This window comes from Actinoplanes sp. NPDC026619 (assembly GCF_040638295.1).
Lineage (GTDB): Bacteria > Actinomycetota > Actinomycetes > Mycobacteriales > Micromonosporaceae > Actinoplanes.
In genome coordinates this window covers 65,144-77,440 of record NZ_JBEZYA010000010.1, presented here as the reverse complement: position 1 = coordinate 77,440, position 12,297 = coordinate 65,144, and the positions used below count along the sequence as shown (strand labels likewise).

The 12,297-nt window shown below is 75.0% G+C and carries 8 protein-coding genes; 5 read left to right on the top strand and 3 right to left on the bottom strand.

Features of this window, described 5'->3' with window-relative positions:
- Window positions 1–101: 101 nt before the first annotated feature.
- The 3 genes from eccCa (at window position 102) to AB0E90_RS22405 (ending at window position 6,985) form a co-directional block, all read left to right on the top strand.
- Window positions 102–4,055, top strand: coding sequence for a type VII secretion protein EccCa (gene eccCa, locus AB0E90_RS22415; RefSeq protein ID WP_360408658.1), 3,954 nt, complete (start codon window positions 102–104; stop codon window positions 4,053–4,055).
- Window positions 4,052–5,143: a S8 family serine peptidase gene (locus AB0E90_RS22410; RefSeq protein WP_360408655.1), complete on the top strand. Its 1,092-nt coding sequence runs from the start codon at window positions 4,052–4,054 to the stop codon at window positions 5,141–5,143. The genes eccCa and AB0E90_RS22410 overlap by 4 nt, the downstream gene beginning before the upstream one ends.
- A gap of 195 nt (window positions 5,144–5,338) precedes the next feature.
- A complete protein-coding gene (locus AB0E90_RS22405; protein ID WP_360408652.1) occupies window positions 5,339–6,985 on the top strand; it encodes a ricin-type beta-trefoil lectin domain protein in 1,647 nt (548 codons plus the stop codon).
- 134 nt (window positions 6,986–7,119) lie between these two features.
- Here the strand turns inward: AB0E90_RS22405 and AB0E90_RS22400 are convergent, their stop codons facing one another.
- The 3 genes from AB0E90_RS22400 to AB0E90_RS22390 form a co-directional block, all read right to left on the bottom strand.
- On the bottom strand, window positions 7,120–7,977 hold the full coding sequence (locus tag AB0E90_RS22400) for a zf-HC2 domain-containing protein (protein WP_360408649.1): 858 nt from the start codon (window positions 7,975–7,977) through the stop codon (window positions 7,120–7,122).
- Between the two features lie 95 nt (window positions 7,978–8,072).
- Window positions 8,073–8,612 (bottom strand): sigma-70 family RNA polymerase sigma factor, encoded by a 540-nt coding sequence (locus tag AB0E90_RS22395; protein ID WP_360408646.1) that lies wholly within the window; start codon window positions 8,610–8,612, stop codon window positions 8,073–8,075.
- 57 nt (window positions 8,613–8,669) lie between these two features.
- A complete protein-coding gene (locus AB0E90_RS22390; RefSeq protein WP_360408643.1) occupies window positions 8,670–9,956 on the bottom strand; it encodes a S8 family serine peptidase in 1,287 nt (428 codons plus the stop codon).
- A gap of 108 nt (window positions 9,957–10,064) precedes the next feature.
- Between AB0E90_RS22390 and AB0E90_RS22385 the strand changes: the two genes are divergently transcribed.
- Together AB0E90_RS22385 and AB0E90_RS22380 are read left to right on the top strand one after the other, a co-directional pair.
- The gene (locus AB0E90_RS22385) at window positions 10,065–11,048 is read left to right on the top strand and encodes a hypothetical protein (RefSeq protein WP_360408640.1); all 984 of its coding nucleotides are present in this window, start codon (window positions 10,065–10,067) and stop codon (window positions 11,046–11,048) included.
- Complete coding sequence (locus AB0E90_RS22380; RefSeq protein ID WP_360408637.1) at window positions 11,045–12,280, top strand: S8 family serine peptidase; 1,236 nt, start codon at window positions 11,045–11,047, stop codon at window positions 12,278–12,280. The genes AB0E90_RS22385 and AB0E90_RS22380 overlap by 4 nt, the downstream gene beginning before the upstream one ends.
- Window positions 12,281–12,297 lie beyond the last annotated feature (17 nt).

The window sequence follows — 12,297 nt, the reverse complement described above, 5'->3', positions numbered from 1 at the left end:
GCGGCCGGGAGCCGGTTCAACCGAAATTCGTAAATTCTTTTTTCGACCCGGATCGCCGTGCCGTCCGTTGTGGGGGCGAACCCGACTTACCTGGAGGCGCAATGGCCACGGTCTTGTTCCGGCGTCCGGCCCGGCGCAGCGGTCCGGAGATGCCCACCGGCGAGCTCGGCCTGCAGGACCCACCCGAGCTGGCCGAGCCCGAGCCCAAGGGACTCAAGCAGGCCATGATGGTGCTGCCCATGGCGCTGATGAGCGGCGTCATGATGCTGATGTTCATGGGCTCCGGGCGGGGCGCGCTGACCTGGGTGATGGCCGGGATGATGGGCGCCGCGATGGGCGGCATGATGCTCGGCTCGATGGCGATGAGCGGCGGCGACCGCAAGCGCAAGAGCGGCGGGGACCGGCGGGATTACCTGCGCTACCTCTCCCAGCACCGCAAGCGGGTGCGCAAATACGCCGTACAGCAGAGGGATTCGAGTTTGTGGCGGCATCCCGACCCGGCTTCGCTGTGGTCGGTGGCGATGACCACCCGGCGCTGGGAGCGCCGGCCCACCCACCCCGACTTCCTGGAGGTACGGGCGGGGACCGGCGAGCAGCGACTGGCGGTGCGGATCGCGCCGTTGCAGACCAAGCCGATCGAGGACCTCGAGCCGTTGTCGGCCAAGTCGCTGCGGCGCTTCATCAAGGCGTACAGCACGCTGTCCGATCAACCGGTGGCGATCTTCCTGCCCGGCTTCGCCGAGGTGCGGGTGAGCGGCGACAAGGAGCTCACCCGCGGGTTGGTGCGGGCGATCGTCGGCCAGCTCGTCACCATGCACGCGCCGGAGGAGGTGCGGATCGCGCTGTGCGTCGACGAGGCCGGCGCCGCCGACTGGGAGTGGGCCAAGTGGCTGCCGCACCTGCAGCATCCGGCCGAACAGGACGCGGCCGGCGCCGCCCGGCTCGCCGCCGACAGCGTCGAGCGTCTCGAACAACTGCTCGGCGACGAGTTCAGCAGCCGGCCGCGGTACGAGGCGGGCGCCACCGCCGATCGCGACGAGCCGTACGTCGTGGTGATCCGCGACGGCGGCCGGGTGCCGTCCGGAACCCGGTTCACCAGCGGCGGCTACCGCAACGCGGTGCTGGTCGACCTGGACGATCCGCCGGTGACGGTGGCCAAAGGCGTACTAAATCTGGAAGTGACCGCCGACGCCGTGACCATGCTGGGCCGGGACCGCGCCGGGGTGGAGACCCGGCAGCCGCTCGCCGTGCCCGACCGGCTCAGCGTCGTCCGGGCCCGGGTGGTGGCGCGGATCCTCTCGCCGTACCGGCTGGGCATGGCGGCCGAGATCGCGCAGGAGCCGATGAAGGCCGACTTCGACCTCGGCAGCCTCCTGCGCATCCCGGATCTGGAGCACCTCGATCTGCCCGGCCTGCGCTCCGCCCGCTCCCCGGCCGACCGGCTGCGGGTGCCGATCGGCGTCGACGCGACCGGCGCGCCGGTCGAACTCGACCTCAAGGAATCGGCGCTGGGCGGCATGGGCCCGCACGGCATGCTGATCGGCGCGACCGGCTCGGGCAAGAGCGAATTGCTGCGTACGCTCGTGCTCGCGCTCGCCACCACCCACTCGTCCGAGACGCTCAACCTGGTGCTGGTCGACTTCAAGGGCGGCGCCACCTTCCTCGGCCTGGACCGGCTGCCGCACACCTCGGCGGTCATCACCAACCTGGCCGACGAGGCCGCGCTGGTCGACCGGATGCGCGACGCCCTGCACGGCGAACTGGTGCGCCGGCAGGAGCTGTTGCGCGCGGCCGGCGGGTTCAGCTCGGTGCTCGAATACGAGAAATCGCGGGCGGCCGGCGCCCCGCTCGACCCGCTGCCGACCCTGTTCGTGGTGGTCGACGAGTTCAGCGAGCTGCTCGCCGCGCACCGCGACTTCATCGAGCTGTTCGTGATGATCGGGCGGCTCGGCCGTTCCCTCGGCGTGCACCTGCTGCTCGCCTCGCAGCGCGTCGACGACGGCCGGATCGGCCAGCTCGAATCGCACCTGTCCTACCGGGTCGGCCTGCGCACCTTCTCGGCCATGGAGTCCCGCTCGGTGATCGGGGTGCCCGACGCCTACGAGCTGCCGAGCTCACCCGGCAACGGCTACCTGCGCAAGGACGTCTCGACGCTGATCCGGTTCAAGGCCGCCTACGTCTCCGGCGAGTTCCGCCGGTCCCTGCTCCGGGCCCGGCAGGACATCGTTCAACGGCAGGTCGTCCGGTACGGCCTGGACTACGTCCCGCAGGAGGAGGTGGCTCCTTCACCCGAGGCGGCTGCCGAGCCGACCGGACGCAGCGTGTTCGCCATCGTCGCCGACCAGCTGGTCGACAACGGGCCGCCCGCGCACCAGGTGTGGCTGCCGCCGCTGGCCGCGTCGCCGACCCTGGACAGCCTGCTCACCGCGCTGGTGCCGGATCCCGACCGCGGCCTGATCGCCGGCGACTGGCCCGGCCGCGGCAAGCTGGTGGTGCCGCTCGGCTTCATCGACAAGCCGTTCGAGCAGCTGCGTGACCTGCTTACCGTCGACCTGTCCGGGGTCGGCGGGCACATCGGGGTGGCCGGTGGCACGCGCAGCGGCAAGAGCACTCTGATCCGTACCCTCATCTGCGCTCTTGCCCTCACCCACACCCCGCGTGAGGTGCAGTTCTACTGCCTCGACTTCGGTGGCGGCACACTCAGCACGATCGCCGGGCTGCCGCACGTGGGCAGCGTGGCCGGGCGGCTCGACGCCGACAAGGTGGGCCGCACCGTGGCCGAGGTGGTCGCGCTGCTCAACGCCCGGGAACGGCGGTTCAGCGAACTCGGCGTGGACAGCCTGGAGACCTACCGGCGGTGGCGGGCCGAAGGCAAGGTCGACGACGACCCGTACGGCGATGTCTTCCTGGTCGTCGACGGCTGGTTCACGCTGCGGCAGGAGTTCGAGGCTCTGGAGGTGTCGCTGCGCCAGATCGCCGCCCGCGGGCTCACCTTCGGACTGCACCTGATCGTCAGCGCGGCCCGCTGGTCCGAGGTGCACCACAGCATGCGCGACCAGCTCGGCAACAAACTGGAGCTGCGGCTCGGCGACGCCGTCGACTCCGCCGTCGACCTGCGGATGGCGGCGACCGTGCCGAAGGTGCCCGGCCACGGCCTCACCCCGGACAAGCTGCACTTCCTGGCCGCGCTGCCGCGGATCGACGGCAACCCCGATCCGGACGACCTCGCCGACGGTGTCCGGGCCCTGGCCGCCACGTCGGCCGAGTTCTGGGGCGGGCCGGACGCGCCCGCGGTGCGCACCCTGCCCGCCGTGCTCGCGGCCGAGTCGCTGCCGCCGGCCGAGGGCGACGTCCGGGTGCCGCTCGGGCTCGACGAGACGGCGCTGCAGCCCTACTGGCACGACTTCGCGGAGCTGCCGCATCTGACCGGCCTCGGCGACAACGAGAGCGGCAAGACCAACCTGCTGCGCCACCTGGCTCGGTCCATCGTCGCCCGGTTCGGGCCGGACGAGGCGCGGATCATGCTGGTCGACTACCGGCGGCAGCTGTTCGACGCGGTGCCCGCCGAGTACCGCCTCGGCTACTCGGTCTCGGTCGACTCCACCCGCGACACGGTGGCCGACGCGGTGGCCGGGCTCAAGGGCCGGCTGCCCGGCAAGGACGTCAGCCCGGAGCAGTTGCGCCGCCGGGACTGGTGGACCGGGCCGCGCCTGTTCGTGCTGGTCGACGACTTCGAGCTGCTGGCCGGGCAGGACAATCCGCTGCTGCCGCTGATGCCATACGTGCCGCACGGCACCGACATCGGCTTCCACCTCGTCGCCGTGCGCGGCACCGCCAACCTGATGCGGATGTCGATGGACCCGCTGCTGCGCCGTCTGCAGGAGACCAACAGCCCGGACGTCGCGCTCTCCTGCCCACCCAGCGAGGGCGCCCTGCTCGGCGGGGTCAAGGGACGAAACCTCCCGCCCGGACGGGCGATGGTGCTCACCCGGCGCGGTTTCAAGCTCATTCAGACGGCGTACGCCGAACCCGTGCCCGCCGGGACCCCCGCATGATCCGGCTCCTGCTGGTGGCCGCTCTCGCCGCGGCCCCGGCCACCCCGCCCACCCTGCCTACCCCGGCCGACGGGTGCGTGCCGCCGTCGCCGGTCACCTCCACCGACACCCCGCCGCCGCTGAAGCTGCTCGCCCCGCGGGAGATCTGGCCGGTGACCAGGGGGGCGGGCGTGGTCGTCGCGGTCGTGGACACCGGGGTCAGCGCGACCGCCCCGGATCTGCGCGGCGCGGTCCGGCCCGGAACCGACATTACCGGCGGCCGGGGCGACCGGGACTGCCGCGGGCGGGGGACCGCGCTGGCCGGTATCGTCGCGGCCCGGCCCCGGGGCAACGCCGGATTCACCGGGATGGCGCCGGCGGCCACCGTGCTGCCGATCCGGGTCACCGACGCCGACGGGAAGCTGACCGGCGACCGGATCGCGGCCGGCATCCGGGCCGCGGCGTCCGCGGGTGCGGGCGTCATCCTGGTCGCCACCGGGGTCACCACGCCGAACGGGGCGCTGGCCGACGCGGTGCGGTTCGCCGTGAGCCACGACGCGCTCGTGGTCGCCTCGGCCGCCGACTCCGGCTCCGGCTCGGCAGCCGCTGAGCCGCCGGTCGCTTATCCGGCGGCATACCCCGAGGTCCTGGCGGTCAGCGCGGCCGGAGCCACGCCGGCGCCCGCCGCAGCCGGTGTCGACCTGGCCGCGCCGGCTGATGGGGCGTTCAGCATCGCGCCCAGCGGGTCCGGGCACTACGGGGTGGAGGGCGCGGGCGTCGCCGCGGCGTATGTCGCCGGGGCTGCCGCGCTGGTCCGCTCCTACTGGCCGAGTCTGACCGCGGCCCAGGTGCGCGACCGGCTCGAGACGACCGCCCGGCCCGCGCCGGGCGGACCCGGCACGCTCGACGCGTACGCGGCGGTGACCGCTCTCGCCCCGCGCGGCGCGGCGGCCGCGGCCCTGGCGCCGGCCGCGCCGATCGTGGTGGCCGTCCCGGCCGGTGTGTCCCGGCCGGCCCGCACTTCGCTGCTGACGGCGGGCGGCGCCGCCGTGGCCCTGCTGGCGTTCGCCCTCGCGGCCGCCGCACGACGACGGCGCACTCCGATGTGAGCCGCCGGGTTCTTATGTGAGCTGGCCGGTGGCGTGGGCGCGCTCCCATGTGAGGCGTCGGGCGGCGTCGGCGCAAGTCGGTGTGACAAAGGCGGGTGCGTATTGACGATCGTCGCCGGGGGCGATTAAGTCGCGTGCAAGTGCACCTGTGGAGGATGTCCCGGTTCTCCGCACATCCATCCGCCGAGGAGTTCCGTGGCCGCCCTGAACGCCCTGAGGCGACGTGTCACGTCGTCGCTTCCCCGCGGCCGCACCGCCCGCCTGGTCGCCGGAGCGGCCGCCACCCTGCTGCTCACCGGGGTCGGCGGCGCCGTCGCCGGAGCCGCACTGCACCACGGCTCGGACAGCGCCGAGCTGGTCGGCGACCCGGTGCCGGCCGACCAGGTCGCGGTGATCGCCCGGGCCGCCCTGGCCTGCCCGCAACTCACCGCCGCCCGGCTGGCCGGTCAGCTGATGGCGGCCAGCCGGTTCAAGGTGGATGCCACCACGCCCGGGGGCGGCTCCGGGGTGGCCGGGCTGACCGACGCCCAGTGGCAGCTCTGGGCGCCCTGGCCCGGCGCGCAGCGGCACGACCCGGCGGCCGAGACGACCGCGCTCGCCCACCTCATGTGTGACCTGGCCGGGCAGCTGCGCCGAGACGACCTCGGCGACGACCTGTGGCAGCCGATGCTCGCCGCGCACCAGTCCGGGGTGGACGCGGTGCGCACGGCCCGGGGCGTTCCGGACGAGGCGCGCGAATATGTGCGTACGGTCGTGGGCTACGCCGACTGGTACACCAACCACTCCGCGCTCGTCGTCCCGGCCGGATCCGCCTCCTCGATGTCCTCGGCCGCGCCGGTGAAGACGGCCAAGCCGATCCCGCTGCCGGCCACCCTGGTGCCGCTCGTGGTCGCGGCCGGCAAGCAGTGCCCGCAGGTCACCGGGGCGCGGATCGCCGGGCAGCTGATGGCCGCCTCGGCGTTCCGGGCCGACGTGCTCGGCTCGGACGGCGCGCAGGGCATCGCCCAGTTCCTGCCGGCCCTTTGGTCCCGCTACGCCCGCGCCGGCCAGTCGCCGTGGCAGCCCAAGGACGCGGTGCCGACCCTGGCTACCGCGATGTGCTCGCTGACCTCGGCGCTCGGCGGGCTGACCGCCGACCCCTATCCGGCGGCTCTCGGCGCCTTCCGCGGCGGACCGGTCACCGCCGCGCCCACCTCGGCCGATCCGGCCGGCGAGTTCGCCGACCAGGTGCTCGCGTTCGCGGCCTACTACGCCAAGGATCCGCGCATGGCCACCGCCACGGCCGCGCCCGGCGCCGCGGTGCCGGCCGTCCCGCCGACCGTTGCGGTGCGGGCCAGCAGCGCGGCGGCGGCAGCGGGCAACCCGCCGGCCGCGGCCGCGCCCGGCGTGGGTGGCACGGTCGCGACCACGACCGCCGCGGCGGCGCCGCCCAAGACCACCGGCGCCACCCCGGTGGCGACGGCCCAGGCCGCCGCCACCTTCAAGATCGTCACGCTCGGCGACAAATGTCTCGACGTGCCGTCGTCCGGCACCCGCCTGCAGATCTGGACCTGCACCGGCGCGTCCAACCAGCAGTGGTCCACCGGCAGCGACGGCAGCCTGCGCTCCGGCGGCAAGTGCCTGTCGCTGGCCGGCGGCGGGGCCGACAACGGCACCGCGGTCGTGCTGGCCGGGTGCAGCAGCGAGTGGTACCAGAAGTTCTGGGTGAACGACTCGAACGACCTGGTCAACTACGTCAACGGCAAGTGCGTGGACGTGGTCGACAACGTGAACGCCGACGGCACCCAGCTGCAGCTGTGGGACTGCACCGGCGGCGCCAACCAGAAGTGGTCCCGCCAGTAATCCGCCGCGCCAAGGCCCGATCTCCTGAAAATCGGCCCCTCGTCCAGCTTGTGGGCGCACGGAATCAAGGAAGTCGGCTCTGGCCCGGCGCGGCGGCGAGGGCTGGGCGTGGTGGCGGCCCCTCGCCGGGATGTCTAGCGGGTCACCCGGGCCGAGACCACGGCCGAGTCGGCGGCGCCGTGGGTGACGGCGAAGAACGCGAGGTCGGTCAGCGGCACGTCGGTGCGGCCGGTCACCACGCGTTCGGCGTCGGCGTCGGCGGTCCACTGTGTGACCAGGTGGTTCGTGCCGGCGGCGTCGATGGCGTAGAGCTTGTAGCGCTCGCCCTGGGTCAGCCCGGCCACGGTCGCGCGGACCTGGCTCTTGGCGTCGACGGTGACCGCGAGGCGGGCCGCGGCGCCGGTGCCCTCGGCCGAGACCGAGCCGACCTGGTCGGTCTGCACGGCGGGGGCGCTCGGCTGCTGGGCCATCTTGACCACGACGCCGACGCCCAGGCCGGCCACCACGAGCGCGGCGAGCACGCTGCCGAGGAGCCGCCGGCGACGGGAGCGGCCGGGCCGCCGGGAGTCCCCGGATCGCGCGGGCGGGCGGGTGGAGGCGGTGGGCGGCGCGGCGGGCCCCGGCTTCGTGGCAGCAACGGCGGGCGCCCGCGAAGCGGCAGCGGCGGTCGGCGAAGCGGCAGTGGCGGTCGGCGCAGCGGCAGTGGCGGTCGGCGAAGCGGCAGCGGCGGCGGGCGACGACAAGGCGGCGGGTGGCGGCGGGGTGGCGGCGGTGATCGGGGGCCATGGCTCGGCCAGGAGCAGGTCCTCGATGTCGGCCCGAGGGAGCGATGCCAGGCCGGAAGCGGTCGCGCCGAGACGGTCGCACTCGTCCATGCACTCGGGGCAGCCGGCCAGGTGGCGCTCGAAATCCGCTTCGTCAGCGGGCGGCAGCGCACCGGACAGGTATGCGCCGCAGAGCGGCTGCAGGGTTTCGTGTCGCAGATCAGTCATGGACTCGTCGGATTCCCGTCGGTCGGCTCGAGCGCCCAGCGGTGCGTGGACCAGCGTAACGCCGTGGGGCAGAGGGAAGGCACGGCTGCATGGGGTCATATCCCGTCCACGGCGCCGATCGCGGCGCGCAGCGCCCGCAACGCGTAGTGCGTCCGGGATTTGACCGTGCCCTCCGGAATGCCCAGCGCGGCGGCGATCTCGGCGGGGGACAGGCCGCGGAAGTAGAGCGCGGTCAGCACCGCACGGTGTTCCGCGCTGATCCGCGGCAGCGCCTTGTGCACCGTGTGGGCGGCGACCACCCGCTCGGCCGCGTCACCCTCGGCCGGCATCCGGGTCAGGTCGAGGGCGCCCACCTCGGCGGGCCGCGCCTGCCGGGCCCGGGCCGCGTCGATGGCGACCCGCCGGCCCACGATGAACAGCCAGCGGCGTTGTGTCTCGGGCTCGGTGTCCAGCACCTCGATCGACCGCCAGGCGCGCACCATCGTCTCCTGGAGCAAGTCCTCGGCGAGCTGCCGGTCCCCGAGCGAGAGCTTCAGCAGGAACCGCAGCACGTCGTCGGCGTGCGCGTCGTGCAGGCCGCGCATGACCTCGGCGGCCCGGCCGTCCGCCGTCTCGGGCGCAGTTGTCGCCACCATCCAGCGACTCCCCTCCGGCCGGTCGATCCGGCCACCGTGGAACCTACCGGGCGATGGTTAATCGCTTGTCATCGCTACGTGTGAAGTCCGTCGCCTCCGAGCGCCCAGTAACAGGGCGACCACGGCGAGCGTCGGAATGAGCACCGCGGCCAGCACACCGCCGGCCGAACCGAGCACGGACGAGCCGGCGCCGGAGCCGCGGACGGCGGCGGCCACGTCGAGGAAGCCGGAGCTGTCCGTGCCGTCCACGATGCGCTTGGCGACCTGGGCGGGGGTCAGATCGGGCTGGGCGCCGCGGATCAGCGCGGCGGTCCCGGCCACGAACGCCGCCGCGAACTCCGGGCCGTTCGCCCGGACCTGCCCGGAGCCGGTGCGCGCGAGACTCACCACGTCGGACCCCGGCGCGATCAGGTCGGCCGCCCCGTCGGCGTACGCGTCGACGGGTTTGCCGTCCGGCCCGGCCCCGGCCACCCGCAGCACGCCCGGTGGCACCGGCACGTCGGCGGCCGCGGCCGGGACCACGACGACCACGCCCGCGGCGACGGCCGAGGCGAGCGCGGTCTGCACCCGCGGGTCGGCGAGGTCGGTGCGCACGCCGAGCAGCGCCACCTCGGCCCGGCCGTCGACCGCGGCGCGCAGCCCGGCGGTCAGCGCGTCGGGGCCGGCCGGCGTGGCGATCCGCACCGGCAGCAGCGCCGCCTCGGGGGCCACCCCGACCAGACCCGCGTCCCGCTGCGGGGCCGCGGCCACCACGCCGGCCAGGGCGGTGCCGTGCCCGGTGCAGTCGTTGTCGGCCCGGCCGGCGGTCTGGTCGCCGGCGCTGACGTCGGCGCCGGGCTGGACCCGGCCGGCCAGGGCCGGGCTGGCGCCGGTGATGCCGGAGTCCAGGACCGCGACCAGCACACCGGTGCCCTTGCCCCGGAACCAGGCGGACTCGGGCGCGAGCCGCAACTGGGCCCAGGACAACCCGGAGACCGGGCGGCCGGACGCCGTTCCGCAGTAGCCGGCGGCGTCGGGCGGGGCGGCGTCGGGCACCGGGCCGTACTCGACTCCCTGACCGGCCGCGTCCCAGGGCAGGATCAGCACCCAGCCCGCCGCGAGCGTGCCGGAAGCCGGGACGGTGGCGCCACCGGGCTCGGCGCGGCCCCTGTTGAGCGTGAGCACCTCGGCGGCGCGGCCGTCGTCGCCGAGGGCCCGCAGCGCGATCTGGGCGAGGTTCTCGGGATGGCCACCGACCGTGCGGACCACCGTGTACTTCTGGTATTCGCCGACGGCAGGGCTCGGGTCGGCAGCGGCCGGCGCGCCGGCCCAGAACAGGACCACGGCGAGGCAGATGGTCGCCACGACGGCGCGCGAGGGGAACAGTGCGGCGCTCCTGTGCTCGAACGGGACGCTGGCCCGGGGAATCTATCGCAATGATGAACCGTCCGGCCCGGGCCACGTAGTAGGCGTGTGACTGCTGCCATCCGGCGCCTGGCCGCGCTGTTGACTGCGATGGTGCTGGCCTGCCCGGCACTCGGTACCGCCTCGCCGGCTCGCGCCGACCCGGGCGGCAAGTACTACGTCGTCGGCGAGGGCGACTACCTCTACGCGATCGCCCTCAAGACGCTCGGCAACGGCGAGCGGTACCCGGAGATCTTCGCCCTGAGCCGGGACCGGCCCCAGCCGGACGGCGGGCGGATGACCGATCCGACGGCGCTGGACAAGGGCTGGGTCCTGGTCCTTCCGGCGGACGCGCACGGCCCGGGCGTGCTGGACGCCGAGCCCGCGCCGCCGTCGCCGGCCGCGTCGCCCGAGCCGCACCACGGCACTCCGCTGTGGGTGATCGTGTCTCCGCTGATCGCGATGGCCATCGCCGGGGCCACCCTGGCCCTGCACCGGCGCACCCGGCCGATGCCGGCGCCGGAACCCGCTCCGCCGGTCGGCCCGCCACCGCCGGGCGAGGGCGAGCTCGACGTGACCCTTCATGCTTCGGGCGGCGCCCTCGACGTACGCGTGACCGGCCCTTTCTCGTGGTTGCCGCCGGGCGAAAGCCCGTCCGGCATGGGCCTGCCCGCCGAGATGGGGGTCGCCGGTGGCTGGCATCTGTGGATCGACCTGTCGCTCGTGCCGGACGTCTTCACGATGACCGGCGACGCCGAGCTGAGCCGCGTTCATGGCCGGGCCCTCGCCGAGCGGCTGCACGCGGCCGGCCACCGGGTCATGGTGGTCGGCGACGCGCTCGGCCGGAAGCTGCCCGCGGGCTGGCACCGGCTGGCCGCCTTCCCGGCCGATCCGGACGGCCTGGCCGGTGTGGTGTTCAGCGGTGGCCTGCGCGGCGACGAGCTCGCCGCCGCCCGCCGGCTGACGGCCGACACGGGCGGCCGGGCCGCGCCGGTGCTGATCGGGCGGATGATGCGCGCCCGCTGGTCGGCCGTGAGCCGGGCCGAGCGATGACCCGGCTGCTGACCGCGGCCGCGGTCCTGCTGGGCTGGCTGGCCTGCACGGCGGCGCCGGCGGCGGCCGACGACGGTTACGTGAAGTACTACGTGGTGGCCGAGGCGTACGCCGGGAAGCCGGAGACGGCCGCCGAGATCGCCGGGCGGTTTCTCGGCGGCGCGACGCGGGCCGCCGACATCGTGCGGGTCAACGAGGGCCGCACGCCGCCGGGCGAGGCCGGGCTGACCACCGCCGGGCAGGCGCTGCCGGCCGGCTGGCCGGTGATCCTGCCGTGGGACGCCAACGGATCCGAGGTCGGCTACGGCCGGCTCCCCGGCGCCGTCCCGCTCGCGAAGGCCGGCCCGTGCGGGGTGACCGGTGCGACCGGCGGCGGCTCGTGGCCGGACGACCTGCTCGGCCTGGCCGCGGCCCGGTCGCGGACCCGGGGCGGGGGCGTGCTGGTGGCCGTCGTGGACTCCGGTGTCGACCGGACGGTTCCGGGCCTGGCCGGCCGGGTCGACGTGGGCGCCGACCTCACCACCGGGCAGACCGGGGACAGCGACTGCCTGGGCACCGGGACGGCGATGGCCGGGCTGATCGCCTCCGCCGACGGCGGCGTCGCCCCCGAGGCGAGGATCTTTCCGGTACGGGTGACGGCCGGCGCCGCCGCCACCGATCCGGCCCGGGTGGCGACCGGGATCGAGGTGGCGCTGTCGGCCGGCGCCCGGGTGATCGCGCTCGGCAGCTACGCCGACATCGCGGCGCCCGCGGTCGGCGCGATGGTGGCCACCGCGGTGGCGCACGACGTGCTGGTCGTCGCGCCCGCCGGTCCGCCGGGCAGCGCGACGGCGGGCGACGGCGTCCTCCTGGTCGGCTCGATCGCGGCCGGCGGAGCGTCGGCCGACGCGGCCACCGGCGGGGTTGCCGAGGTGAGCGCCCCGGGCGTGGACGTGACCGTGCCGGGTCCGGGCGAGTCCGGCACCCGGGTGGCGAGCGACCCGGCGTACGCCGTCGCCTATGTGGCCGGCACCGCCGCGCTGGTCCGTGCCGCCTTCCCGGCGCTTTCCGCTGCCGCGGTGGAGCAGCGGATCACGGCTACCGCCACCGGCGCGGGCCGGGTCGACCCGCCGGCCGCCCTCGCCGACGCCCGAGCGCCGGCCGGCAGCCGGGTGTGGATCGCCGCGACGCCGGCCGCCGGAGTCGCTGTCGCCGCGCTCGTGATGGCCGTCCGGCGCCGCCGCCGGCGCTGACGCGCCCGTAAAGCCGG